At 67.5% G+C, this 23,940-nt stretch carries 22 protein-coding genes; 4 read left to right on the top strand and 18 right to left on the bottom strand.

Going from position 1 to position 23,940, the window contains the following annotated elements; translation table 11 throughout:
- Positions 1-5: 5 nt before the first annotated feature.
- The 7 genes from GXN78_RS18435 to GXN78_RS18465 all read right to left on the bottom strand — a co-directional run bounded on the left by GXN78_RS18435 (position 6) and on the right by GXN78_RS18465 (position 8,387).
- The gene (locus GXN78_RS18435; RefSeq protein WP_204162234.1) at positions 6-1,574 is read right to left on the bottom strand and encodes an MFS transporter; all 1,569 of its coding nucleotides are present in this window, start codon (positions 1,572-1,574) and stop codon (positions 6-8) included.
- Positions 1,571-3,034 carry an efflux transporter outer membrane subunit gene (locus tag GXN78_RS18440; RefSeq protein ID WP_106554952.1) on the bottom strand — a complete coding sequence of 488 codons (1,464 nt, stop codon included), beginning with the start codon at positions 3,032-3,034 and terminating at the stop codon, positions 1,571-1,573. The genes GXN78_RS18435 and GXN78_RS18440 overlap by 4 nt, the downstream gene beginning before the upstream one ends.
- A gap of 87 nt (positions 3,035-3,121) precedes the next feature.
- Entirely contained in the window at positions 3,122-3,877 is a 756-nt protein-coding gene (locus GXN78_RS18445; RefSeq protein WP_106554848.1) for an SDR family oxidoreductase, read from the bottom strand.
- A 234-nt stretch (positions 3,878-4,111) separates the two neighbouring features.
- Complete coding sequence (hppD, locus tag GXN78_RS18450; RefSeq protein WP_106554847.1) at positions 4,112-5,206, bottom strand: 4-hydroxyphenylpyruvate dioxygenase; 1,095 nt, start codon at positions 5,204-5,206, stop codon at positions 4,112-4,114.
- Positions 5,207-5,238: 32 nt separating this feature from the next.
- Positions 5,239-6,216: a tripartite tricarboxylate transporter substrate binding protein gene (locus GXN78_RS18455; protein ID WP_106554846.1), complete on the bottom strand. Its 978-nt coding sequence runs from the start codon at positions 6,214-6,216 to the stop codon at positions 5,239-5,241.
- A 40-nt stretch (positions 6,217-6,256) separates the two neighbouring features.
- Complete coding sequence (locus GXN78_RS18460) at positions 6,257-7,411, bottom strand: CaiB/BaiF CoA-transferase family protein (protein WP_106554845.1); 1,155 nt, start codon at positions 7,409-7,411, stop codon at positions 6,257-6,259.
- Positions 7,412-7,433: 22 nt separating this feature from the next.
- Positions 7,434-8,387, bottom strand: a complete 954-nt coding sequence (locus GXN78_RS18465; protein WP_106554844.1) for a hydroxymethylglutaryl-CoA lyase — start codon at positions 8,385-8,387, stop codon at positions 7,434-7,436.
- Positions 8,388-8,518: 131 nt separating this feature from the next.
- Here GXN78_RS18465 and GXN78_RS18470 point away from each other — a divergent pair, with 131 nt between their 5' ends.
- A complete protein-coding gene (locus GXN78_RS18470) occupies positions 8,519-9,430 on the top strand; it encodes a LysR family transcriptional regulator (RefSeq protein ID WP_106554951.1) in 912 nt (303 codons plus the stop codon).
- Between the two features lie 48 nt (positions 9,431-9,478).
- Here GXN78_RS18470 and GXN78_RS18475 read toward each other — a convergent pair whose 3' ends face one another.
- The 3 genes from GXN78_RS18475 to GXN78_RS18485 are packed head-to-tail and all read right to left on the bottom strand — an operon-like array spanning position 9,479 to position 12,658.
- A complete protein-coding gene (locus GXN78_RS18475; protein ID WP_106554843.1) occupies positions 9,479-10,468 on the bottom strand; it encodes a tripartite tricarboxylate transporter substrate-binding protein in 990 nt (329 codons plus the stop codon).
- Positions 10,469-10,514: 46 nt separating this feature from the next.
- Complete coding sequence (locus tag GXN78_RS18480) at positions 10,515-11,720, bottom strand: CaiB/BaiF CoA-transferase family protein (RefSeq protein ID WP_106554842.1); 1,206 nt, start codon at positions 11,718-11,720, stop codon at positions 10,515-10,517.
- Positions 11,717-12,658: a hydroxymethylglutaryl-CoA lyase gene (locus tag GXN78_RS18485; RefSeq protein ID WP_106554841.1), complete on the bottom strand. Its 942-nt coding sequence runs from the start codon at positions 12,656-12,658 to the stop codon at positions 11,717-11,719. The genes GXN78_RS18480 and GXN78_RS18485 overlap by 4 nt, the downstream gene beginning before the upstream one ends.
- A gap of 118 nt (positions 12,659-12,776) precedes the next feature.
- Here GXN78_RS18485 and GXN78_RS18490 point away from each other — a divergent pair, with 118 nt between their 5' ends.
- Positions 12,777-13,688: a LysR family transcriptional regulator gene (locus GXN78_RS18490; RefSeq protein ID WP_106554840.1), complete on the top strand. Its 912-nt coding sequence runs from the start codon at positions 12,777-12,779 to the stop codon at positions 13,686-13,688.
- 28 nt (positions 13,689-13,716) lie between these two features.
- Here the strand turns inward: GXN78_RS18490 and GXN78_RS18495 are convergent, their stop codons facing one another.
- From GXN78_RS18495 to GXN78_RS18505, 3 genes are all read right to left on the bottom strand, one after another.
- Entirely contained in the window at positions 13,717-14,469 is a 753-nt protein-coding gene (locus GXN78_RS18495; protein WP_106554950.1) for an alpha/beta hydrolase, read from the bottom strand.
- A 64-nt stretch (positions 14,470-14,533) separates the two neighbouring features.
- On the bottom strand, positions 14,534-15,493 hold the full coding sequence (locus GXN78_RS18500) for a tripartite tricarboxylate transporter substrate binding protein (protein WP_106554839.1): 960 nt from the start codon (positions 15,491-15,493) through the stop codon (positions 14,534-14,536).
- Between the two features lie 159 nt (positions 15,494-15,652).
- Positions 15,653-16,879, bottom strand: coding sequence for a CoA transferase (locus GXN78_RS18505; RefSeq protein WP_106554838.1), 1,227 nt, complete (start codon positions 16,877-16,879; stop codon positions 15,653-15,655).
- 131 nt (positions 16,880-17,010) lie between these two features.
- Between GXN78_RS18505 and GXN78_RS18510 the strand changes: the two genes are divergently transcribed.
- Positions 17,011-17,895 carry an SMP-30/gluconolactonase/LRE family protein gene (locus tag GXN78_RS18510; RefSeq protein ID WP_106554837.1) on the top strand — a complete coding sequence of 295 codons (885 nt, stop codon included), beginning with the start codon at positions 17,011-17,013 and terminating at the stop codon, positions 17,893-17,895.
- Positions 17,896-18,318: 423 nt separating this feature from the next.
- Here the strand turns inward: GXN78_RS18510 and GXN78_RS18515 are convergent, their stop codons facing one another.
- From GXN78_RS18515 to GXN78_RS18530, 5 genes are all read right to left on the bottom strand, one after another.
- Positions 18,319-18,963 carry an Imm52 family immunity protein gene (locus GXN78_RS18515; RefSeq protein ID WP_146162978.1) on the bottom strand — a complete coding sequence of 215 codons (645 nt, stop codon included), beginning with the start codon at positions 18,961-18,963 and terminating at the stop codon, positions 18,319-18,321.
- Position 18,964: 1 nt separating this feature from the next.
- Positions 18,965-20,545: a DUF637 domain-containing protein gene (locus tag GXN78_RS18520; RefSeq protein WP_106554836.1), complete on the bottom strand. Its 1,581-nt coding sequence runs from the start codon at positions 20,543-20,545 to the stop codon at positions 18,965-18,967.
- Positions 20,533-21,486 carry a filamentous hemagglutinin N-terminal domain-containing protein gene (locus GXN78_RS18525; protein ID WP_239142760.1) on the bottom strand — a complete coding sequence of 318 codons (954 nt, stop codon included), beginning with the start codon at positions 21,484-21,486 and terminating at the stop codon, positions 20,533-20,535. The genes GXN78_RS18520 and GXN78_RS18525 overlap by 13 nt, the downstream gene beginning before the upstream one ends.
- Positions 21,417-21,650 (bottom strand): ESPR domain-containing protein, encoded by a 234-nt coding sequence (locus GXN78_RS41305; protein WP_239142761.1) that lies wholly within the window; start codon positions 21,648-21,650, stop codon positions 21,417-21,419. Before GXN78_RS41305 ends, GXN78_RS18525 begins: the two co-directional genes overlap by 70 nt.
- A 177-nt stretch (positions 21,651-21,827) precedes the next feature.
- Positions 21,828-22,751, bottom strand: a complete 924-nt coding sequence (locus GXN78_RS18530; protein ID WP_106554835.1) for a LysR family transcriptional regulator — start codon at positions 22,749-22,751, stop codon at positions 21,828-21,830.
- A 95-nt stretch (positions 22,752-22,846) separates the two neighbouring features.
- On the opposite strand from GXN78_RS18530, the gene GXN78_RS18535 reads away from it, so the two are divergent.
- The gene (locus tag GXN78_RS18535) at positions 22,847-23,938 is read left to right on the top strand and encodes an LLM class flavin-dependent oxidoreductase (protein ID WP_106554834.1); all 1,092 of its coding nucleotides are present in this window, start codon (positions 22,847-22,849) and stop codon (positions 23,936-23,938) included.
- Positions 23,939-23,940 lie beyond the last annotated feature (2 nt).

Below are 23,940 nucleotides of genomic sequence, written 5' to 3' on the forward strand. Positions count from 1 at the left end.
GCGGTTCATCCGTTGGAAGAAGTGGGAGATGCAGCGCCCAGGTCGGGCGCGGGGATACGGGCCAGGCGCAGCACGAGCGGAATCATCAGCAGCGCCAGAACGCCGAGCACGCGGTAGGCATCGGCGATCGACAGCACCAGCGATTGCGGGCCGATCACGCTCATCAGCTGGGACGGGTCCGGCGGATTCGGCAGCGAGTTGCCGACCAGGCCCGCGTGGTCCAGCAGCATCTCGGCATGGAAGCGCGCACGCACCGTCGTGAACTGCCCGACCACGGCGGCGCCGAGCAAGGAGCCGAAGGCGCGCAGTGCGTTGATCGTGCCGGATATGTAAGGCCCTTCCTCGGGCTGCACGACGCTGGTGATCAAGAAAAGCATCGACACCACGGCCATCGGTTGGCCGAAGGCCTGCAAGGCCTGTGCGACGGCGAACTGTTCCCAGATCCAGTCGGAGGTCAGCCGCGATCCGGCGAGGCATGCCAACGCAATGAGGGCCAGCCCGAGCGAGAACACCAGCCGCGCATCGACCCACTTCTGATACAGCAGCACGGCCACTGCCGATCCGAGCACCAGTTGCGGCAAGGCCACGATCAGGCCGATCGGCGCCGTCTGCATGGAACGGTAGCCCTGGGCCTGCCCCAGGTAGGCGGCCGGCAACAGCGAGCCGGACAGCAGCACCACCAGCAGCAGGACGAAGAGGGTGCAGCCCAGCGCCAGGTTGCGGCGCCCGAGGATCTGCAGCTTGAGGAAGGGCGAAGGGTGATGCCACTCGGTCAACAGGTAGACGAACAGAAGGATGAAGCCGCCCAGCAGCGCTACCGTGATCAAGGGCGAGTTGAACCAGTCGAGGCGCGCGCCCTGGTCGAGCGCGACCGTGATCAGGCACAGGGCCGGGATGCCGATGGCCATGCCGAGCCAGTTGGCCTGCCCGAAGCGCTCCATCTGGATCGCATCGCGCGACAGTCCCCACTTCACGAGCAGTCCGGCGACGACCGCCACCGGAACGATCTGCCAGTACACCCAGCGCCAGTCGGCGATGCCATCCGTCCATTGGCCTGCCAGCCAGATCGAGAGGTTGGGCGCGAAGGTGGCGGTCATCGCATAGAGCGCCAGTCCATGCAGGCGAATGTTCGGCGGCAGGAACTTCAGGGCCGCCATCATCAGGATCGGGATCAGGGTGCCGCTGCCGATGCCTTGCAGGAAGCGCAGGGCCAGCAGCAGGTTCAAGTCCTCGACGAAGGGCAGCAGCACGGCCAGCACCGTGCAGGTGCCGAGCATCCACAGGTGAAAGCGGCGCACCGACAAGGTGACGGCGAACCATGCCGCAAACGGCATCGCGATCAGTTCGCCGGCGGTGTAGGCGGTGGAGAGCCAGGACGCGTCGTCCACGCCGAAGCCGAGGGCGCCGCGCACGTCGGCCAGCGCCAGCGCGCCGACGCGATTGTTCAGCCCCGACATCATCGCGGCCAGGAAGATGCCGAGCAGTCCGGCCATGGGACGCAGGGCGGAGGGCTTGGCAGGTGCGGCGTCGGCAATGGGCGAGCCGGGTCGCGCCGGCAAGGTGGTGCTGGTCATGGCCTGGCCTCCGCCGGGTCCCAGCCGCCGCCCAGCGACTTGTAGAGGTTGACGAGGGTGAGCGTGGCGCCTGTCGCGCTGGCATTCAGGCTGGTCTGGCTGGCCAGCAGGTTGCGCTGCGCGGTCAGCACGCTCAGGTAGTCGGCCGCGCCCTCTTGATATCCGCGCTCGGCAACCCGCAGCGCCTCGCTGCTCTGCTCGTACGAGACTCGCAACTCGGCATGCTGATGCTGCTGGGCCGCCCAGGCATCCAGCGCGTTGTCCACTTCGTGCCAGGCGCGCAGCACCGTCTGCCTGTAGGCAAGGGCGGCGGCTTTTTGCTGCGCCTCGTTCAGCGCCAGCCGCTGGGTCAGCCTGCCGCCCTGGAAGATGGGGAGGAACACCGTCGGCCCCACCGAGAAGAACCGCGAGTCCCAGCTGCCGAGATCGCCGAACTCGAAGGCTTCGACGCCCACGCGGCCTCTCAGGCTGATGCGCGGATAGAACTCGGCCTTCGCGACGCCGATGGCGGCCGTCGCGGCATGGAGCTGCGCTTCGGCGCGCAGGATGTCCGGCCGCCTGCGCGCCAGCTCGGACGGGACACCGACCGGCACATCGCTCGGCAGCGTGGGCAAGGGCAGGGCGTTGCGCAGCTGCGCATCGACGGCGCGCGGCGGCTCGCCGAGCAACGATGCAAGCGCGTTCGTCTGGGCATTGCGGCGCTGGATCAGCTCGGGCACCAGGGCCTTGATCGTCGCCAGCTGCGCGCGTGCCGACGAGGTCTCGAAGCGCGTGGCGACCCCGTTGCGCTCACGGCTGTCGGCCAGGCCGAGCGTGCGTTCGGCGACGACTCGATTCTGTTGCGCGATGTCCAGCTGCGCCTGCGTTCCGCGCAGCTGCAGATAGCTTCGAGCCACTTCGGCCGCGAGGCTCACGCGCGTCGCTTCGCGCTCGTACACCGCCGCGTCCAGCGTGGCCGCTGCCCCTTCGCGCGCACGCCGGATGCGGCCCCACAGATCGATCTCCCAGCTGGCATCGAAGCCCAGCTGCCAAAAGTCGCTGGGCGTGGTCGGTGCGCCGAGCGCGGCGAACTTGCCGTGTTCGCTGAGTGCCTCGCGCGAGTAGCTGGCGCCTGCCCCCACGCTGGGCAGCCGCTCCGCCGAAGCAATGCCCAGCTGCGCACGGGCCTGCTCGATGCGGGTGGCCGCGACTTGCAGATCGAGATTGGCGGATTGCGCACGCCCTTGCAGCTCGGTCAGCAGCGGGTCGTTGAACAGGTTCCACCATTGAGACGGAACCTCGGATCCGGAAGGCTGTGCGGCACCGGCGTAGTCCGCCCTGGGGCTCAATGCGATCTCGTTCAGTCCGTTCTCGGGCCTCACGAACTCCGGGCCCACCGTGCAGCCGGACGACAGCAGGGCAACGCACAATGCCACGCCCGCGCGCAGGCGGAGTCTGGAGAGCGCGGGTTGTGAGGTCATCATGGTCCTTGGAAGGGGAAGCCCGGCCCATCGACCTTGTCCAGCAGTGCGACCGGAGGTGGTTCTTCAGCGGGAGGGCAGCGCCGTTCAGCGTGCCGGCTTCGGCAGCGCGAACCACGCATCGAAGTCGAGCTTGCCGATGCGCGGGTTCTTGCCTGGCACGAGCGTGTCGTCCTTGAGCTCGGCGCCGAAGTAGCGCGAATGCACATCCGGCACGACGGTGCGCGGGTCCTTCGTCTTCGAAAGGTAGCGCTGGACCAGCTCCGACAGGCGCACGCGCTCGGGCCCCGCGATCTCGACCACGCCGTTGCGGGGGGCGCCCAGCGTGAACTCGGCCATGGCGGCAGCCACGTCGTCCGAGGCGATCGGCTGCACGAAGGCGGGCGACAGGCGCACTGTGTTCCCCTCGGTTCCCGACTGCGCGATCCCGCCCAGGAACTCGAAGAACTGGGTGGAGTGGACGATGGTGTAGGGGATCTTCGATTCCCGGATCAGCTTCTCCTGCGCGATCTTGCCGCGGAAGTAGCCGCTTTCGGCGAGACGGTCCGTGCCCACCACGGAGAGGGCAACGTGGTGCTTGACGCCTGCCTTCTCCTCGGCGGCCAGCAGGTTGCGCCCGGAGGTCTGGAAGAACTCGAGCACGGCCTTGTCCTCGAAGGAGGGCGAGTTGGCGACGTCGACCACGACCTGGGTGCCGGCAAGCACCTCGGCCAGGCCCTCGCCCGTGATGGTGTCGACGCCGGACGCGGGCGACGCGGCGATGGCTTCGTGGTCGAGCGCGCGCAGGTTGCTGACGAGCTTGCTGCCGATGAGGCCGGTGCCTCCGATGACGACGATCTTCATGATGGGTCTTTCCGGGGCCCCGAAGGGGCGTTGGGTTGCAGGGTTGGCGCCGGAACAGATCGTAGTTTTGCGCGACTGCCGCCGGTAGGCACGCAGAGGTGCCCGCGGTGTTTCCCGGCGGGCACCAATCAAGCGCCGCTTGCCCTCAGAGGCTCCAGGGATAGCGCGCTTCGGGCCCCGATGCGGCTGCTGCAAAGCGCGCGTTCTGCGAAAGCGACTGGTCGATGTCACAGTTCATGGCGTCGCCGGTCCATCGGCCTTCAGCACGCCGCGGCGCACCTGGTCGCGCTCGATCGACTGGAACAGCGCCTTGAAGTTGCCTTCGCCGAAACCATCGTCGCCCTTGCGCTGGATGAACTCGAAGAAGACCGGGCTGCCGAACGCCGTCTGCGAGAAGATCTGCAGCAGCAGGCGCGGCCGTCCGCCCTCGGTGCTGCCGTCCAGCAGGATGCCCCTTGCCTGCAGTTCGGGCACGGGCTGGCCGTGGCCGGGCAGCCGCGTCTCCAGCATCTCGTAGTAGATGTCGTTGGGGGCGGTCATCAGCGGCACGCCGGCAAGCCCCAGCTGGTCGATGGTGTCGATCAGGTTGTCGCTCAGCAGTGCGATGTGCTGGATGCCTTCGCCGTTGAACTTCATGAGGAACTCCTCGATCTGGCCCGAGCCCTTGGAGGATTCCTCGTTCAGCGGGATGCGGATCTTGCCGTCCGGCGCCGTCAGGGCCTTGGAGGTCAGGCCGGTGTACTCGCCCTGGATGTCGAAGTAGCGGATCTCGCGGAAGTTGAAGAGCTTCTCGTAGAAATTGGCCCAGTAGCCCATGCGGCCGCGGTAGACGTTGTGCGTCAGGTGGTCGATCACCCTGAGGCCATGGCCCGCAGGATGCCGGTCCGCGCCCTCGATGAACTCGAAGTCGATGTCGTAGATCGACTTGCCGTCCTCGAAGCGGTCGATGAGGTAGAGCGGCGCGCCGCCGATGCCCTTGATCGCGGGCAGGCGCAGCTCCATCGGCCCGGTCGCGATCTCGACCGGCTGGGCGCCCAGCTCGAGCGCCCGCGCGTAGGCCCGGTGCGAGTCCTTCACGCGAAAGGCCATGCCGCAGGCCGAGGGGCCGTGCTCCGCGGCGAAGTAGGCCGCAGGGCTGTTCGGTTCGCGGTTGACGATGAAGTTGATGTCGCCCTGGCGGTAGAGCACCACATCTTTCGAGCGGTGCTTGGCGACTTGTGCGAAGCCGAGCTGCTCGAAAAAGGGTTCCAGCGTATTGGGTGTGGGCGAGGCGAATTCGACGAACTCGAAGCCCTGCAGCCCCATCGGGTTTTCGAACAGATCGGTCATGGGCGCTCCGTGAAGGGTTGGGATGTGTGCGATCAGTCAGCCGTAATGCTGGCCTTCTTGACCAGCGCTGCATAGCGCTCCTGTTCCGTCTTGAAGAACTGCAGCGAGGCCTCGGGCGTCATCGGGTGGATGATGTTCTCCTGCTTGGCCATCGCGTCCTTGGTCTCGGGTGTCGCGAAGGCGGCGACGACTGCGGCATGCAGGCGCTTGACCTCGGCAGGCGGGAGCTTGGCGGGGCCGACCACGGCGAACCATCCGCCGATGTCGACCGCCGGGAAGCCCTGCTCGGCCAGGGTGGGCACATCGGGCAGCGAGGGCACGCGCGTCTTGCCCATCACGCCGATGGCCCGCAGCGATCCGGCCTTGAGCTGCCCCTGCACGGCGGGCACCGCGAGCACGCCCATCTCGACCTGCCCGCCGATGATGTCGGCCACCATCGGGCCGACCCCCTTGTAGGGGATGTGGCGCGCCTCCGCGCCCGCCGCGTCGAGGAACATCGCGGCGGCCAGGTGCAGGATGGTGCCGTTGCCGGAGGACGCGTAGTTGTAGGCCTCGGGCTTGGCCTTGAGCATCGCCTGCAGTTCCTTCGCGTTCTTCGCCGGCACCTTGGGGTTGACGACCAGCACGAAAGGCGTGGCGCCCACCACCGAGATGGGCGTGATGTCGTTGACGGCATCGAAGGGCATCTTCTTGAACACGCTGGGGTTCACGACATGGTTGTTCGACACCACGCCGATCGTCTGCCCGTCGGCGGGCGCGCGGACGATCACCGATGCGCCCGTGATGCCGCCGGCACCGGGCAGGTTCTCGATCACCACGCCCTGGCCGCCCAGGGCTTTGGTCAGCGAGGGGGCCGCGGCCCGCATGATGGTGTCGACACCGGAGCCGGCGCCCACCGGCAGGACGACGCGAAGCGGCTTGTCCGAAGCTTGAGCCATGGCGCCGGTGCCGAAGAGGGCCAGCGTGGCGAAGAATGCAGCGACGCCGCGTCGTTGGATTGCGTGGGGCATCTCGTTTGTCTCTTTGAGTTGCGGTTGCGGGTTGCGGATGTCAGGCGGGAGCGTGGCTCTTGAGCCCCGAGAGCACCTCCTCGGTGTGCTGGCCGACGCCCGGCAGGGCACTGCGCACACCGGGGCGGCGCCCGCCCATCAGCAGGGGAAGGAGCACCACGTCGGTCATGCTGCCGTCGTCGGTTTCCATCGGCACGAGGCCGCCGCTGGCCTTCAGGTGCGGGTCGCTCATGAGCTGGTCGGGCCGCATGATGGGTGCGTAGGGAATGCCCGCGGCCTCGAGCTTGGGCGACAGCTCCTCGACGCGGTGGTGCCTGAGGTATTCGGCCAGCCGCTGCAGCAGGGCCGGGCGCACCGCGACCCGCAGCGCGTTGGTGGCCAGCGCCGGATCGGCGGCGAGCTCGGGCGCCTCGATCACTCGGCACAGCGTGAGGAACTGCTTGTCGCTCACCGCGCCGATGAAGAGCTGCTCGCCGCCCGCCAGCGTGAACACGTCGTACACGCTCCAGGCCGACACGCGCGAGGGCATCGGCGGCGGCGCCTCGCCCGTCATGGCGAACTGCTGCATGTGCTGGGACGACAGGAACACGCAGTTCTCGAACAGCGCGCTCTGCACCTCCTGGCCCTTGGCGGTGCGCTCGCGTTCGCGCAGCGCGGCCAGCACGCCGATGGCGCCGAACATGCCGCCCATGATGTCGTTGACCGAGGTGCCCGCGCGCAGCGGCCGGCCCTCGGGGCCGGTCATGTAGGAGAGTCCGCCCATCATCTGCACTACCTCGTCGAGCGCGAGCCGGTTCTCGTAGGGGCCGGGCAGGAAGCCCTTGTGCGTGACGTAGATGAGCTTCGGATACTTCTTCGACAGCGTCTCGTAGTCGAGCCCGAAGCCGGCCATCAGGCCCGGGCGAAAGTTCTCCAGCACGACGTCGCATTCGCCGGCCAGTTCCGCGGCCGTGGCGCGGCCCTCGTCGGTGCCGATGTCGATGACCACGCTCTTCTTGTTGCGGTTGAAGGAGCGGAAGAAGCCGATGCCCAGGCCGGGCAGCTTGCGCGTCTTGTCGCCGCCCGGAGGCTCGACCTTGATCACTTCGGCGCCGAGGTCGGCCAGGATCATCCCGCAGGTCGGGCCCATGACCATGTGGGTGAACTCGAGGACGCGGACGCCTGCGAGGGGGAGGGGTCGTTCGGTGGTTGTCATGAGGTGGTTGTTTCCGTGAGGATTAAGCGGCCACGGCTTGTGCGAGGCCGAAAGTCTTGGGCAGGCCGGCCTGCCACAGCGAGCCGTGCAGGGTTTCGCCGGCGAGCCATTGCGCCACCCGGGCGCGCAGGGCCAGCAACCGCCCGATGTCGACGCCGGTGGCGATGCCCATGCTGCCGAGCATGTAGGCGAGGTCTTCGGTCGAGACGTTGCCGCTCGCGCCCGGCGCGTGCGGGCAGCCGCCGATGCCGGCGAGGCAGGCATCGAAGCGGGCCACGCCGCCTTCGAGCGCGGCATAGACGTTGGCCAGGCCGAGCCCGCGCGTGTCGTGGAAGTGGCCGCACCAGAAGCGGTCGCCGGCGATCTTCACGGCGTCCTCGAACAGGTCGCGCACCATGCCCGGATCGGCATAGCCGACCGTGTCGGCGATGCTCACGCGGTCGGCGCCGGCGTCGAGCAAGGCCTGCATCAGGCGCAGCACTTCGCTCTTCTCCACACGGCCCTGGATCGTGCAGCCGAAGGCGGTGCCGACACCGCCTTCGATCAGCGTCTTCGATCCGGCGGCGTCGCGGGCGGCGCGGATTCTTCCCACCTCGGCGACCACATCGTCGGGCGTCTTGCGCAGGTTGGCCAGGCTGTGTGCGTGGCTCGCGGACAGCGGCACGATCATCAGGTCCGCTTCGGCAGCGATGGCGTTCTCCGCACCGCGCAGATTGGGAACCAGCACCGACACGAAGAGACCGGGCAGCGTTTTCGCGAAGGCCACGAGCTCGACCGTGTCGGCCAGCTGCGGCAGCAGGCGCGCCGGGACGAAGGAGCCGACCTCGATCTCGCGCTGCCCGGCGTCGTAGGCGGCGCGAATCCATTCACGCTTGTGCTCGCTCGCAAGGATGGTTGCGATGCTTTGCAGGCCATCGCGCAGGCCCACTTCGCGAATGACAGCGCTGCGCGGCAGCCGGCTGCTGGAAGAAATCATCAACTTGTCTCCTGGCTGTGGCGCACGGTGCGGCGCCATGAGGAGACTTTAGGGATTCCCAACACATCAGGAAAGCGGTAGATTGGAACGACGGGCGTTCCATGTTGGAATGCCACGAAGCGAAGACATCCATGCGCGATCTCGACCTGACCACCCTGCGCCTGTTCCTGACGGTGTGCGAGACCCGCAACATCGCCCGTGCCGCCGAGATCCACAACATCGTGGCTTCCGCGATCAGCAAGCGGCTTCTGCAGCTCGAGGACTCGGTCGGCAACGTGCTGCTCGAACGGCGCCGGCGCGGCGTGATTCCGACGGCCGCCGGGGAAATCCTCCTGGAGCACGCGCGCGCGATCCTGGCCGGCGCGGATCGCGTGGCGCGTGACATGGCGGCTTACGGCAAGGGCATCCAGGGCCAGGTCCGCGTGCTGGCCACAGTGTCCTCCATCGCGGAATTCCTGCCGGACGACATCGCGAACTTCCTGCAGGTGCCCGCGCACCGGGACATTCGCATCGACATCGAGGAGGCGATCAGCCGCGACTTGGTGCGCGGCTTGCGCGAAGGCGTGGCGCCGGTGGGTGTGTGCTGGGATGCCGCCGACCTGGAGGGGCTGCAGACGCGCGGCTACCGCCACGACCACCTCGCCATCGTGGCGCACCCTTCGCATCCGATCGCGCGACGCAGCCGCTGTTCGTTCGAGCAAACGCTGGGGTTCGACCACGTGGGCCTGCCCGCGTCCACCGCGGTGCACACGATGCTGGCACGCGCGGCGGCCATCATCGGCCACCCGATCAGCTACCGCGCGGTGGTCAGCACCTTCGACGCATCGCTGCGCTGCGTGCGCGCGAACCTCGGCATCGCGGTGGTGCCGCGCGAGGTTGCAGAGCCGGTCGCGGAGAGCTTCGGCGTGAAGGTGGTGCAGCTGTCCGACGCGTGGGCCAAGCGAAGATTCGCATTGTGCTTTCGCGATGCGGAGAAGCTGTCGCCGGCGGCGAAGCTGCTGCTCGCGCATCTGGAGGGATTGGCCTCTGCGCGTGCCAAGTGATCGATCCCATCGCTGCGACCGCGACCGCGACCGCGGGCGCCAACGGCGTCACTGCGGCTCGATGCCCGCCTTCTTGACCAGCGCCGCGTACTTCGCCAGCTCGCTGCGGAATGTCGCCTGCGCCTGCTCGGGTGTGCCGATGGAAATCGTGTTGCCCTGCTTGGTCATCGCCTCCCGCACGGCAGGATCGTCGAAAGCGGCGACCACCGCATCGTGCGCCTTCTTCACGTGGGCGGGACTCAGGCCCTTGGGGCCGATGACGGCGAACCAGGCGTCCACCACGAAATTCGGCAGCCCCTGCTCGGCGAAGGTGGGGATCTCCGGTGCGGCCGGCGTGCGCTGTGCCGTGAGAACGCCGATCGCCCGCAGCGCGCCGCTCTTGATGTGCGCCTGGACGCTGGGCAGGGCGGCGGTGCCGAACTCGACCTGTCCGCCGATGAGGTCGGTCACCATCGGGCCCACGCCTTTGTAGGGGATGTGCTTGGCGCTCACGCCGGCCTGCTCCAGGAACAGCTCGGTCGCAAGGTGCAGGATGGTGCCGTTGCCTCCCGAGGCGAAGTTGAGCGCGCCCGGCTTGCTCTTGAGCAGCGCAATGAACTCCTTGCTGTTGGTCGCCTGCACCTTGGACGGGTTGACCACCAGCACCATCGGCGTGGCGCCGACCACGGCAATGGGTGTGAAGTCGCCCGGCATGTCGAAGGGCAGCGACTTGAGCACGCTGGGGAAGATCACGACGTTGTTCGAGACGATCGACAGCGTGTTCCCATCGGGTGCGGAGCGCGCGAGCGCCTGCAGCCCGACCACGCCGCCCGCGCCGGGCTGGTTGTCGACGACCACCGAGGCGTTGAAGGCCTTGGAAAGCGCGGGCTGCGCTGCCCGCGTGATCGTGTCCACGCCGGATCCGGTGGCGTTGGGCAGGATGAAGCGCACCGTGCCGGATTGGGCGCGCGCGGCAAGAGGCCACGCACCCATCGCGAGGGCGGCGGCCACCGAGCCCGACAGGATCGAGCGGCGCGAGAAGTTCTGTCTCGAAATCATGTTTTGTCTCCTTCCGTCTTGGATGCAGGTCCGCGAGAGCGGTGATTCATGCCACGACGTTTCGGGATCGTAGGCCTTCCACGTCGGCTTCGCTGTAGCCCATTTCCTTCAGCAGCCCTGCGGTGTGCTCGCCCAGTTTGGGCGGACTCATTCGCACGCCCAGGCGCCGGCCCTGCAAGGTGATGGGGAAGAGCGTGGTCTTGACGGTCTGCCCTGCCTTCGGGCCGTCGGGCAGCTGCATGTCGGCCAGGCCGCCGGTCGCGAGCAGGTGCTCGTCGTCGTAGAGCTCCTCGGGCCGGCGGATCGGCGCGAAGGGCAGGCCGGCCTTCTCCATGGCCTGCGCCAGCTCTGCCGCGCTGCGATGGGCGATGCGCTTGCCGATGGTCTCGAGCAGCCGCGGCCGGTGCGCGATGCGCTCGTTGTTGGTGGACAGCTCCGGCTGCGCCTTCAGGTCGGCAAAGCCGAGCGCGTCGCAGAAAGCCGACCACTGCGCATCGCTCACGGCAGCCAGGAAGATCTGCTCGCCGTCCTTGACGGTGAACACGTCGTACACGGCCCAGGGGTTGTCGCGTGCCGGCATGGGTGCCGGGTGCTTGCCCGTCATCGCGAACTGCAGCATGTGCTGGCCCATCAGGAACACGTTGTTCTCGTACAGGGCGGACTGCACTTCCATGCCGCGGCCGCTGATGCCGCGCTGGATGAGGGCGCCCAGGACGGCGATGGCGCCGAACAGGCCGCCCATGATGTCGTTGACGCTGGTGCCGGCCCGCAGCGGGTCGCCCGGCCTGCCGGTCATGTAGGCCAGGCCTCCCATCATCTGCACGACTTCGTCGAGGGCGGTGCGATGGTCGTACGGGCCCGGCAGAAAGCCCTTGTGGCTGGCGTAGATGATGCGCGGGTTCACCTTGGACAGGGCAGCGTAGTCCAGGCCGTACTTGGCCATGGTGCCCGGCTTGAAGTTCTCGGCCACCACGTCGGCCGTCGCGGCCAGGCGCCGGGCCGTTTCTGCTCCCTCGGCGCTGTGCAGATCGATGCCGATGCTCTTCTTGTTGCGGTTGAACATCGGAAAGAAGCCGGACCCCGCACCCAGCAGCCGGCGGCTGTGATCGCCGTTCACCGGTTCGATCTTGATGACCTCTGCGCCCAGATCCGCCAGCACCATGCCGCAGGTGGGGCCCATCACCATGTGGGTGAACTCGACGACGCGCAGGCCCTTCAAGGGCTGCGCAAGCTCATGGCTTTCTTCGCTCATGCGGGCTGTTCCTGCTTCATGGTTTTGGGAAGGCCGGCGCGCCAGAGCGTGCCGTGCAGGCTTTCACCTTCCAGCCAGTTCGCCACCTTCTTGCGAAGCTCGAGCAGCGCGTCGAAATCCTGCCCCGTCTCGATGCCCATGCTGGCCAGCATGTAGGCCAGGTCTTCGGTGGCGACGTTGCCGCTCGCGCCCGGCGCATGCGGGCAGCCGCCAATGCCGCCCAGGCATGCGTCGAAGCGGCTGATGCCGAGTTCGAGCGCGGCATACACGTTGGCCATGCCCATGCCGCGCGTGTCGTGGAAATGCCCGCAGTTCAACTTGTCGCCCGCGACCGGCAGCACCAACTCGAAGAGCGAGCGCACCATCGCCGGGTCGGCGTAGCCCACCGTGTCGGCCAGGCTCACCGCGTCGGCGCCGGCGTCCAGCACGGCCTTGACGAGGCGCACGACCTCCGCCGGGTCGACCCGCCCCTGGATCGTGCAGCCGAAGGCGGTGCTGATGCCGACCTCGATCAAGGTCTTCGAGCCCCGTGCGTCGCGCGCCTCGCGAATGCGCGCGAAGTCCTGCACCACCTCGTCGGGCGTCTTGCGCTGGTTGGCGAGGCTGTGGGCGTGGCTGGCCGATAGGGGCAACAGCATGAACTCGGCTTCGCAGTCCATCGCGCGCTCGGCGCCCTTGAAGTTGGGCACCAGTACCGAGGCCTTGAGGCCCGGCAAGGTCCTTGCAAAAGCGAGCACGTCGGCCGTGTCGGCCAGTTGCGGCAGCAGCCGGGGCGGCACGAAGGAGCCGACCTCGATCTCGCGTTGGCCGGCGGCGTAGGCGTCGCAAACCCATTCGAGCTTGGCGGCCGTGGGCACGACGCGGGCGATGCTTTGCAGGCCGTCGCGCAGGCCCGTCTCGCGGATCGAGACCTGGCGGGGCAGGGGGGAAGATGGCATCAAGCGGGTCTCCTCGGTGGCGTGGGCGCCATTGCGTTGATCGGACCGGCAAGTCTAGAATTTCCCACACGACAAATCTTCGCTATTTAGGAACATCAGAGTTCCGAACCGGAATATCTTGCGCGACTTCGACCTCACCACCCTGCGTCTCTTCGTGGCCGTCTGCGAGACCGGCAACATGTCCCGTGCGGGAGAGCGCGCAAGCATCGTCGGCTCGGCCATCAGCAAGCGATTGGCGCAGCTCGAGCACCAGGTGCGCACGCCGCTACTGGTACGCAAGCGCCACGGAGTGGTGCCGACGCCAGCGGGCCAGACGCTGCTGGAGCACGCGCGCAGCATGCTCGACGGCGCGGCGCGCATCGAGCGCGACATGGAAAGCTACGTGGCGGGCGCGCACGGTCAAGTGCGCATGCTGGCCAGCATTTCCGCGATGACCGAGTCTTTGGCCGGCGACGTGGCCGCCTTCCTGAACATGCGGGCGCATCGCACCATCCAGGTGGACGTGGAGGAGCGGATCAGCCCCGAGGTCGTGCGCGGCGTGCACGAGGGCATGGCGTCCCTGGGCGTGTGCTGGGATGCGGTCGAGCTCGGATCGCTGCAGGCGCGGCCCTACCGAAGCGACCACTTGTGCATCGTGGTGCCGCCCGGGCACCCGCTGGCCAGGCGCAAGAGCCTGCGCTTCGAGCAGACGCTCGATCACGAGCACGTCGGCCTGCGGGTCAACAGCGCCTTGCAGGTCATGCTGCAACGTGCCGCCGCACAACTGGGGCGCACGCTGGTCCACCGCATCGTCGTCAGCAACTTCGAGGCCGCGCTGCACGTGGTGCGCGCGGGCCTGGCCATCAGCCTGGTACCGCGGGAGGTGGTCGAACGACAAGGCGCCAGCGATGGGCTGGCTGTCATCCCGCTGGCCGAAGCCTGGGCCGAGCGCCGGTTCGTGGTGTGCTTTCGCGAAGTCGATCAGCTCTCGCTTGCCGCGCGCGCATTGATGGAGCACTTGGTGGCGAGAGGCAATCCCGGCTCCCGATGACCCGGCGATGGCCTCGGTCGCACTGGCTTCAGGTGAACGAAGCGACCCAGTCCCACACCCGCGCGGGCGCTTCGACCATCACGTTGTGGCCGTGCGGCCCCAGGTCCGAGGCCTCGGGATCGAGCGCGCGCATCTGCTCCATCGTGACCAGCGCGTCATCGCGCCCGCGGCCCAGATGGACCGGGCAGCGGGCCAGCGCCATCAGCTCCGACATCGGCGGCTTGCCGACGCCATGGGCGCGAGGATCCATCGCGAGACGCCACCCCTCGGTGCTGCGTTGGATGCCCCGCGCGACCACGGGGGCCGCTGCGTCGGCGATCCCTGCGAGGCCCGAGACCTTCAGGTACCGCTCCCACGCTTCTTCTTCCGTGGAGAAGTTCTTGGCGGGCTGGGATGCCAGGGTCTCCATGCGGCGGAGCTCATCGTCGCTCCACGCGATCTTGATGCCGGCTGCGAAGACGCGGTGCGGCGTGAGGCCGAACCAGCCGGTGGCCAGGGCAAGACCGATCACGCCGCCCAGCGAGTGTCCGAGCACCACGAGCCGGCCTGCGGGATCGACGTGCGGCAGCGCGGCGCGTGCCACCGCCGCGGCGGTCTGCCCGATGGCGTAGGCATCCTGGCGATCGGATTGCCCGTGGCCGGGCAAGTCCAGCGCGATCCACCGGCCCGCCCAGCGACTGCCGGCCCCTGCGCATAAGGGCGACCACACAGCCCCCGTCGCGCCCATCCCATGCAGCATGAGCAGCAGGTCCGGGCCTTCGCCGCCTCGTTCCAGGTACATGTCCACCGCCTCCATCTCAATGTCGATGGGGGCGAGACTACCCGACCTGGGCCCGGACGCTTCCTCAGTGCGCCTGCTTCGGCAGGTTCAGGCTCTGCAACAGCGGCACCCAGCGATTGAACTCGGTGTTGACGAACTTCGCGAGATCCTCCGGGCTGCCGCCGCGCGGCTCCATGCCGACGGCCCGGGCGCGCTCGACGAACTCCGGGTCGGCGATCACCTGGTTGACGGCGCGGTTCAGCCGCTCGATCGCTTCCTTCGGCGTGCCGGCGGGCACCGAGAGCGAGTACCACAGGGTGGCCTCGAGGTCGTAGCCCAGTTCCTTGAAGGTCGGTGCGTCCGGCACCTGGGGCATCCTCTTGCTGTCCATCACGCCCAGGACCCGGAGCTTGCCGCTGCGCACATGGGGCAGCGAGCCCGTGATGGAGGTGCCGTGGATGTCGATCTCGCCGCTCAGCAGTGCCTGGACCGCGGGGGCATCGCCATTGAAGGGGATGTGGGTCGTGCTGAAGCCGTTGTTCTTCTCGAAGCTCAGGGGCGCGAGGTTGGTCAGGATGGCCGCGCCGGGCGAACCCCGGTTGATCTTGCCGGGGTTGGCCTTGGCATAGTCCACCATCTCGCGGATGTTCTTGTAGGGCAGGTCGGCCCGCCCGACGATGATCGCCGGCTGGTAGGCGATCTGCGTGACAGGCGCGAAGTCCTTCTTGGGGTCGTAGGGCAGCTTCTCGTACAGGATGGTGTTGTTGGCCAGCGTGCCCAGCGACGACACCAGCACCGTGTTGCCGTCCGGGCGGGAGCGCGCCACGTAGTCCGCGGCGACGATGCCGCTGGCACCCGGCTTGTTGTCCACGATGACCTGCGTGCCGCGCTTGGTGAGTTCGGCCGCGAGGATGCGCACGTACTGGTCGGTGCCGCCGCCTGCGGCGAAGGGGACGACGATGCGGATGGGCTGCTGCGCCTGGGCCGGGCCCAGTGTCGCGAACAGTCCGAACAGCACGCCGGAGATGAATTTCCTGTAGCTCACTTTTGTCTCCTGATTGACTCTCATAGGGCCTGCGTTGCGGCGGTATGCCCGACCGGGACCGACGCGCCGGGCCAGTCTAGGGCGGGGCAGGGCGAGCCGGCGTGCAAGGAATGAAAAGCTGCTTTGTATGCCGTGCACGCGGGCCGGACGCGCGCGCCTTCACCGTGGGGCACCCGCCGGCTCTGCCTTGACCACGCCCTCCGCATGCAGCGCCGCGATCTCTTCCTCCCCGAAGCCCGCCCCGCGCAGAACCTCTTCGGTATGCGCCCCGTGCGCCGGCGCGGCCTGGGTCGGCCGGCGCGGTGTGTCGCACAGCTCATAGGGTAGGCCGAAGCTGGGATAGCCCGGCCGCTCGCCGTTCGGCGCCACGTCGATGACCATGCGGCTCGAACGGAAGTCCTCGCCCGCCAGGGCCTCGCTGTAGCTGCGCACCACGCCCACCACGATGTTGTTGCGCGTGAGCAGCGCCACGCACTCCTGCGTGCTGCAGTGCGACAGGCGCGCGCTCACCACCTCCTTCATCGCCGGGCGGTTGGCCACCCGCAGCTCGTTGGTGAGAAAGCGCGCATCCGCCGCCAGCTCGGGGCAGCCGATCGCCTCGCACAGCCGCACCCAGTGCGATTGCACGTAGGCCGAGACCACCACCATCCCGTCGCGCGTGCGAAAGATGTCCGCCGCCGGGGCGTTCATCGGCTGGCCGTCGCCGCTGCGGGTGGGCTCCACGCCGCGCACCAGGTAGTCGCTCCAGTTCGGCAACTGCAGGTTCAGCGCCACCTCCAGCAGCGAGACGCGGATGGTCTCGCCGAGGCCCGTGCGCTCGCGCCGGAACAGCGCGGCCAGCGTGGCCTGCGCCGCCACCTGCACGGTCGCCGCGTCGATGATGGTGGCGCCCACCTTCTGCGGCAGGCCCCCGGGCTCGCCGGTGACGGACATCATCCCGCTCTCCGCCTGCGCCGCGATGTCGTAGCCGGGCCGGTCCCGCGAAGGCGCCTCGGCGGGGAAGCCGGCGATCGACACGTGGACCAGTCCGGGGTGCTGCGCGCGCAGGGCCTCGGCGCCCAGGCCCAGCGCCTCGGCGGCGCCGGGCCGCAGGTTCTGCACCAGCACGTCGGCGCCCGCGATCAGGCGCCGCGCGATCTCCTTGCCGCGCGGCTGGCGCAGGTCGAGGGCGATCGACTTCTTGCTGCGGTTGTAGGCCCGCAGCATGGCGTGGCCGAAGTGGCCGGTGTGGCGCGCCATGTCGCCTTCCATCGACTCGATCTTCACCACCTCGGCACCGAGGTCGCCGAGCGTCATCGCGGTGCCCGGGCCCGCGATGTAGTTGCCGAGTTCGATGACGCGGATGCCCTGCAGGGGCGGCGGGGGAGGTGCGGCTCGTTCGTTCATCCGCGGGACTCTAGGAGCCCGCGGCGGCACCGGGAAACCGGCAACTGCAAAGCTGCTTTGCACGGCGCGGCGCTGCAGGCGCCGGATCGTTGCCACACTGCGGCGCAACACGCGAACACCGAAGCATCACCATGGCCATCGAGATTCGAAGAATTGGAGACACGAAGGACCTGCTGGGCGAGAGCCCCTGCTGGGACGCGCCCGCGGGCGCCCTCTGCTGGATCGACTCGCTGGCGGGCACGCTGCGGCGCATGCGGCCCGCCACCGGGGCGATCGAGCAGCACAGCCTGCCCGCGCCGGTCGGCTCGATCGCGCCCTGCGAGAGCGGTGCCGTGGTCGCGGCGCTGAAGAACGGTTTTGCCCGCTACGACTTCGCCACGCGCGAGTTGGAGGTGATTGCGAGCATCGACGTCGACCACCCGGACGTGCGCCTCAACGACGGCAAGTGCGACCCCTGGGGCAACTTCGTCGCAGGCACCATGCACATCAACCGCCAGCCGGGCGACGCCATCCTCGGCGGCGTGTACCGGCTGCGGCCGGACCGCTCGGTGGAGAAGATCGCCGACGGCTTCGGGCTGACCAACGGACCCTGCTTCGGCCTGGATGGCCGCACGCTGTATGTGGCCGACAGCACGGTGCGCACGATCTGGGCCTATGACTACGCGCCCGACGCGCCGCTCGCCAACCGGCGCGTTTTCGCGCAGACCGAGGACTTCGGATCCGGCCCCGACGGCGCGACCGTGGACGCGCAGGGCTTCGTGTGGACGGTGCTGCCACGCATTGGGAAGATGGCCCGCTTTGCGCCCGACGGCCGGTTGGACTGCATGGTCGAGTTGCCGGCGACCTACCCGACCAGCCTGTGCTTCGGTGGTCTGCGCTTCGATGTCGCCTATGTCACGTCGATCTCCAGGAGCACGCACCTTGCGGGAGAGCGGGTGCAGGATGGTGGGCTGTTCGAGGTGAGGGGGTTGCCTGCGGGGGGTGTTGCGCCGCATCGGTTCGCGGACGGACACTAGAGTCGGTACTCTGATGGTCGGCAGTTGCGCCGCATAAGGCCACTCGCAATTGAGTCCCAACACTTGTCCCGCCGTGAACGTGTGAGCAGACGCGATGTCCGGCTGCCATCGACAAATGCTCCAGCTGCGCCGATGGCTTGGCTCCCGCTTTCAAGAATCAAGCCCTCCGCGGTACTCTGCGCGAAGCGTCGTGTCGCCGCTGCTTCGCAGCTGATGTCCGTCGCGTCGAGCGTGGCGCGCGCCAGGCTCCGCGAGAATTCACTTTCTTACCTGCGGTTCGGGCACGTTCGCCATCCTGGGACTTCCTTGACGTTCGAGTTTCATCTCTCATGCTGCGGTAAAGAACACAGCAGTCAGGATCGATAGATGATCAAGCCGGCATCCACTGAACGCGGCGCGCTTTGGCCTCACCGATTCACGGCATCAGGTCAGCGCGGCAGGCATCACAAGGCGCCCGCGCTCCAGGTCGCGGGCTACGGCATTCAATGGAAGATCCGGCGGAAGCTCTACTCCTGACCGCACGTATAGGGCTCTGTCAAGGAACGGGCCGTGCTCTTGCTGGGCATCGCGTGCCACTCGAGAGAAAACGACGGCCCATTCCGGATCCCATGGACCAACCAGAGCCACCATCAGTTTCGCAACCGCCTCCGTGGAGCTCACATCAAAGCTCATCGGCAGGCTAAGCACCACTGAATTGCTCAACCCCGAGACTGTCGAATGCATACCGCAACAAATACCAAGCGATGCAACGCGATGAGCAGATAGGCCGTTCCATATTCCCATCTCGAAACCCAAATGTTCAATCACCTCGCCTCCGATGTCCTTGTGGTTGAGCCCTTTGACGAAGAGTTCCTTCAGCACGTCCAAGGATTCCGAAGTGATAGGCGGATTGCTCAGTGCGGCTTTGCGGGTCATCCCCTTGGCACGCCAAGTAGAAAAATCGTCACTCACTTGAGCCAGCGAAGCTAGGCACTGCTGTGTACGCGCCACACATGCGGTAAGTTCTTCCCGCCGAGCCCCCCAGTATGCGCAGGCAAAAAAAGACTCCATCTGCTTTCCTTCAGTCACGTTATTTTGGTGGGACGTGCACAACGTTGATCCCCTTGATCCCACGATCGCTAAGTAGATTTTGCATCGCTATTGCCGCCGATGGCTCTGCAACACTCCACTGAATTGGCGTGCCGTTCGCTGCTTCAACCTGCCGCCTTGCCTGTTCGACAAGGCTTTGCTCGCCTGCGAACCAAGGGGCAAATTCTCCATTGCCCAAGACGAAGTTGGCATAGCCACTTCCTTTCGCATCAAGCAAGATTCCATTGCTGCCGACACCATCGAACTTCACGCCGCTCACGACATACGCTTGGCCCGATACGCCTGTAATTTGCGTTTGATAGGCACGCGCCTGCGGAGACATTGACTCATTCACCTGAACCCAGCCAGTTTGGCTCATCATGATCGAGCCACCCAGCGGACCGTTGTTCGGCAGTGAGGTCGACGTATCTGTCAGCCATGGCTCTGCAACGTTGAATCCGGGCGGCCCCAAACTACCTACTACAGTTCCAGGCGTCGTCGTGATGTTCGACCCTTGCATGACATCCGCCGACGTGCTGGTAGACCCATCCAAAACCCGAACGCCGCCTGCGCCATACCCCGTCGGGATCTGATCCGCAAGCGATGGCTGGTGCGCCGCCATCTGAGCACCGATGGCCCAGGTCGCTGCGGCGCCCACTGGCAGGAGCGCGTTGCAAGCCGCCGAACCAATACAACGCTCGACCAACGTGGTCTCTGCCGAACTCAGAGCGCTCGCGCCCAAGCGGACGGCGCGCTCGAGATAGTTGCTCACGCGCGGCGCGAGCGTGAGCAGGTAGCCGAAATTGTTCTCCGCTGCGTTCTCGCCGGCTGAAGCCCCGATATAGATGCCCCGCTCGTCACCACCGGCAATGGCCGCTGCCACGCTACCCATCAGGCGGCTGAACTGTACGGTTTGATCCAGGGGAACGCCCTCACCGACGAATTGCGCGAACAGGTGCCCAGCGACGGCACCTACAGCACCGGCCGCGCACCCGTCGCCGGTCGCGCCCCCGGTCGCGCTCGCACGACCTGCACCGACGGCGCATCCCGCGATCGCGTGCGCGAGTTCGGACGTGAAGCGGTTGAGTGCGGAACCCTCTCCCGTGTTCAAGGCAATCGCATTGGCGCTTTGCGTGGCCGCGGTCGTCAGCAGCGCGTTCGCCAAGCCATACCGAAGTTCGTCTTCGAGGGGCGTTCCGTTGATGGCGCTGCGCACCACGGCACTGGCTGTGCCGTCCGCGACGTTGCGGCCCAGTTGTTGCTGCCAGCTCAGATCCGCTGACGGAGCGCCCAAACCAACGGCGTCATTGAGACCCTGAATCACGCCCGCCGTCACCATGGACGTGGCAATGGCCTTGATGCCCTCGCTGCTGCTCAGCTCCTCGAGCACCTTGCCCAAGTCGCCATCGTTGTTGGCCAGCGAGAGGGTCGCCCTGCTCACCATCGTCGTGATGCCGGCCTGGATGGCCGCGGTCGTCGCGGGATAGGCGGCTGCGCCGGCAGCGCCCATCACGGACGTGCCCGCACCTGCCGTCGCGACGCCCACTACCAGGGTCACCACCAGCGCCGTCACCGGCCCCATGCCGCTCTGGTGCCCGCATTGGCCAGCGTGCCCTGGGTGGCGATCTTGAGGTCCCCGCCGCTCGTGATGCGGCCGCTGTTGGCGAGGCTCTGGGCCGCGATGTCGGCACGCCTCGCGGCCTGCATCGTCCCGATGTTCTCCAGCCGCCCGGCCGCAGTGACGACCAGTTCGCCGACACCGCCCAGCGGCCCCGAGCCGTCCGCGGCCATGATCGTGCCCGCATTGCGCGCACCGACGCCATGTTCCGTGCCGATCAGGGTGATCTTGCCCGCGTACATACCCCCGAGCAGCGACGAATCCAGCGCGAAGACGGGCGCGGTGCCGGTGCCGGTGGTCGGGCTGATCTGCCCTTGATCGGCCGAGACCTGATTCGCGCCGGTCACCACCTTGAGCTCGTTGGCCCAGAGGCCCGCATTGACCTTGATGGCGCGCGCGAGGATGGCCGCGTAGTCGGTGCTCCTGGCATCCAGGCCCGCCCCATCGATGCTGACGGTGCCGCCGCGCACCACGTAGCCGTCCAGCCCGCCGGCAGCATTGAGCTGCGGCGCTCCGGTGGTGAGCGTGGCACGGCTGGCGTTGATGAAGGAGCCGCCATCGACGGCGATGCCCGCGGGGTTGGCGACGATGACCTCGGCCCGCTGCCCGCCCACCTCGATGGCCCCGCGCAGCTGCGTCGGCTTGCCGCTGACCACTTCGTTGAGGATGATCCGCGCCGGCCCGGTCGCAAGATAGGGATTGGCCTGCACCCAGCCGCCCAATTGCGTCTGCACATCGCTGCGGCTGTTGTTGAGGATGACGCCGCCCCGCTGGACGTCGAACTGGTGGTAGAGGTTGCGCGAGACACCCGCGGCCGAGGGGGTCTGGATGTTGATCAGGGGCACGCCGTTGGGCGCCACCAGCACCGTGGGCCGCAGGCCAGGCGCCACGCCCGGCGCGCCCACGATCTGGCTTGGCCGGGTAGCGCCACCAGCACGCCAAAAAGAGCGCCCGCCGCGATCGCGGGCGTTGTCCCCGTTGCCTTGCCCGCGCTCCTGGCCGTTTCCTGCACCACCACGCGCAGGCCGCGCACAGCATTGAAGACCACCCTGTGAAGGTGCTTGTTCATGTTCTTCCTTCCGGCCTGGGCGTCAGAAGGAAGCCTCCCCTGGCATTCATCACATCGACCCTTCTTGTTTTTGAAGGGCCGGATTCTGGTGCGCACCTCCGCAATAGCGGCGGCGTCAGAAAACACCAGATTTGCCTGATCGAATGCGCGGCCCTACGGCTTGGGCCGATCGACTTCTTAGTTCTTTTGGGCTAGCGCGTCGCCCTCGCGCAGCGCATCGGCCATGAAGTCGACAAAGGCGCGCACCTTCAACGGCAGCGTGCGGCTCTGGCGAAACACCGCGTAGATCCCGTTGGAGAAGGCCCGCACCGCAAACCGGTGCTCGGGCAGGAGCCGCACCAGCGTGCCGTCCTGGATGCAGCTGCGCACGGTGGGTTCCGACAGCAGCGCAATCCCCATCCCGCCGATCGCGGCCAGCCGCAGCAGCTCGCCGTTGTTCGAGCTCAGCACGCCCTGGATCACCAGCACCTGCTGTTCCCCCTGTTCGTCGATGTACTTCCAGGTCGTGGCCTCGTGCTCTCGGCGGTAGGTGAGGCAGCGAACCTGCGTGAGGTCGCGCGGATGGTGGATGCGCTTGTGCACCTTCATGAAAGACGGGCTGGCCACCAGCACTTCGTCGCTGCTGAGCAGCCGCTTGATCACGAAGCTCGAATCGTTCGACTCCCCGGTGCGGATGTCGATGTCGAAATCCTGCTCCACCAGGTTCACCGGGTGTTCGGAGAGTTCGAACTCGAGCTGGATGTCCGGATGGCGCTGGGCGAAGCGCGGCAGCAGGGGCGCGATCACGCGCAGGCCGATCTGCGTGCGCGAGTGGATGCGCAGCCGGCCCTCGGGCAGTAGCTTGGAGCTGCGCGCCGCCTCTTCTGCCTCCGCCATCGCCTCCAGCACCACCTCCGCCCGCGCCAGGAAGGCCTTGCCCGCCTCGGTGACTTTGAGATTGCGGCTGGTGCGGTCGACCAGCTGAACCCCGAGCTCATCTTCCAGCGCGCTGATGCGGCGCGAAATGGTGGCGGGCGACAGGCTGAGGCTGCGCGCCGCGGCCGAGAGGCTGCCCTTGCGCAGCGTCGTCACGAAGATCCGCAGCGAGTCGAGGGCCTTCATTTCAGAAAACGCAAAGAAGGTGTACGCGGCGTGGCGAACAGGAGAGGCACCCCACTCCTACCATCGACCGCACGCAACCAACAAGGAGCCCGGCCATGGATTTCGGAATCTTCATTCTGATGCAGCAGCGAAACAAACATAAGACCTCCCATCAGATCCTGCGCGACGCCGTGGAGCAGACGCGGCTGGCGGACGAACTGGGCTTCGGCGGCGCGTGGTTCGCAGAGCATCATTTCAGCAACTACGGCATGTGCTCGTCGCCGCTCACGATGATCGCGCACTGCGCCGCCGTCACCCGCAACATTCGCCTGGGCACCGGCATTGTCGTCGCACCGCTGTACACCCCGGCCCGCCTGATCGCCGACGTGGCGATGGTGGACCAGCTGTCCGACGGCCGCCTGAACCTGGGCATCGGCTCCGGCTACCAGCACTTCGAGTTCGAGCGCTTCGGCGTTTCGCTGGAAACCTCCAAGCAGCGCACGCTGGAGATGCTGGACATGCTGGAGCTGGGCCTGAAGGAGCCGAAGTTCGCCTACGACGGCCAGTTCTACCAGCAGCCCGAGAGCGCGATCAGCCAGCGCGCGGTGCAGCAGCCGATGCCGCCGCTGTGGGTGACCAGCGTGGACCCGACCTTCCTGGCCCGCGCCGTGCGTGGCGGCCACCACGTGTTCGTCTCCGGCGGCGACGGCGGCGTCGAGAAGCTGCAGGCCACCCGCGCCCTGATCGATAAGGTAGCCCTGGGTGAAGGCAAGGACCCGGCCCAGGTGCCGGTCGGCGTGCTGCGTGCGGCCTACGCCAGCGACAACAAGGCCGAGGTCGACCGCTACCTCGATTGCGCCCGCTACCAGCGCCGCGTGGCCCTCAGCCTGAAGCGCCGCACGGCGCAGATCGGCGAGGACTACCAGGTGGCCGAGACGATGGTGGACGGCGAGCCGACCCTCGACGAAATGCGTGCCCTCCTGCCCGTGGGCCCGGTGGACACGGTGATCGAGCGGGTGGTGCGCGAGATCCGCGCCATCAAGCCCGTGCACTACTGCTTCCAGACGCAGATGGGCGACTTCGACCACCCCACGATGCTGAAGCACCTGGAGCTGTGGGCCAAGGTGATCATGCCCGCCGTGCAGCGGGAGATCGCCAACGACCCGCCTCACGTGGCCCAGCCGGTCATCGAGACAGCCGCTGCCTGAGG

The organism is Variovorax sp. WS11 (genome assembly GCF_010499245.1).
GTDB lineage: Bacteria > Pseudomonadota > Gammaproteobacteria > Burkholderiales > Burkholderiaceae_C > Variovorax.

What these genes read in the sequence shown, in the direction of transcription:
- GXN78_RS18435 (WP_204162234.1), bottom strand. Translation starts at nt 1,574, where the DNA reads ATGACCAGCACCACCTTGCCGGCGCGACCCGGCTCGCCCATTGCCGAC.
- GXN78_RS18440 (WP_106554952.1), bottom strand. Translation starts at nt 3,034, where the DNA reads ATGACCTCACAACCCGCGCTCTCCAGACTCCGCCTGCGCGCGGGCGTG.
- GXN78_RS18445 (WP_106554848.1), bottom strand. Translation starts at nt 3,877, where the DNA reads ATGAAGATCGTCGTCATCGGAGGCACCGGCCTCATCGGCAGCAAGCTC.
- hppD (WP_106554847.1), bottom strand. Translation starts at nt 5,206, where the DNA reads ATGACCGATCTGTTCGAAAACCCGATGGGGCTGCAGGGCTTCGAGTTC.
- GXN78_RS18455 (WP_106554846.1), bottom strand. Translation starts at nt 6,216, where the DNA reads ATGCCCCACGCAATCCAACGACGCGGCGTCGCTGCATTCTTCGCCACG.
- GXN78_RS18460 (WP_106554845.1), bottom strand. Translation starts at nt 7,411, where the DNA reads ATGACAACCACCGAACGACCCCTCCCCCTCGCAGGCGTCCGCGTCCTC.
- GXN78_RS18465 (WP_106554844.1), bottom strand. Translation starts at nt 8,387, where the DNA reads ATGATTTCTTCCAGCAGCCGGCTGCCGCGCAGCGCTGTCATTCGCGAA.
- GXN78_RS18470 (WP_106554951.1), top strand. Translation starts at nt 8,519, where the DNA reads ATGCGCGATCTCGACCTGACCACCCTGCGCCTGTTCCTGACGGTGTGC.
- GXN78_RS18475 (WP_106554843.1), bottom strand. Translation starts at nt 10,468, where the DNA reads ATGATTTCGAGACAGAACTTCTCGCGCCGCTCGATCCTGTCGGGCTCG.
- GXN78_RS18480 (WP_106554842.1), bottom strand. Translation starts at nt 11,720, where the DNA reads ATGAGCGAAGAAAGCCATGAGCTTGCGCAGCCCTTGAAGGGCCTGCGC.
- GXN78_RS18485 (WP_106554841.1), bottom strand. Translation starts at nt 12,658, where the DNA reads ATGCCATCTTCCCCCCTGCCCCGCCAGGTCTCGATCCGCGAGACGGGC.
- GXN78_RS18495 (WP_106554950.1), bottom strand. Translation starts at nt 14,469, where the DNA reads ATGTACCTGGAACGAGGCGGCGAAGGCCCGGACCTGCTGCTCATGCTG.
- GXN78_RS18505 (WP_106554838.1), bottom strand. Translation starts at nt 16,879, where the DNA reads ATGAACGAACGAGCCGCACCTCCCCCGCCGCCCCTGCAGGGCATCCGC.
- GXN78_RS18510 (WP_106554837.1), top strand. Translation starts at nt 17,011, where the DNA reads ATGGCCATCGAGATTCGAAGAATTGGAGACACGAAGGACCTGCTGGGC.
- GXN78_RS18520 (WP_106554836.1), bottom strand. Translation starts at nt 20,545, where the DNA reads ATGGGGCCGGTGACGGCGCTGGTGGTGACCCTGGTAGTGGGCGTCGCG.
- GXN78_RS41305 (WP_239142761.1), bottom strand. Translation starts at nt 21,650, where the DNA reads ATGAACAAGCACCTTCACAGGGTGGTCTTCAATGCTGTGCGCGGCCTG.
- GXN78_RS18530 (WP_106554835.1), bottom strand. Translation starts at nt 22,751, where the DNA reads ATGAAGGCCCTCGACTCGCTGCGGATCTTCGTGACGACGCTGCGCAAG.
- GXN78_RS18535 (WP_106554834.1), top strand. Translation starts at nt 22,847, where the DNA reads ATGGATTTCGGAATCTTCATTCTGATGCAGCAGCGAAACAAACATAAG.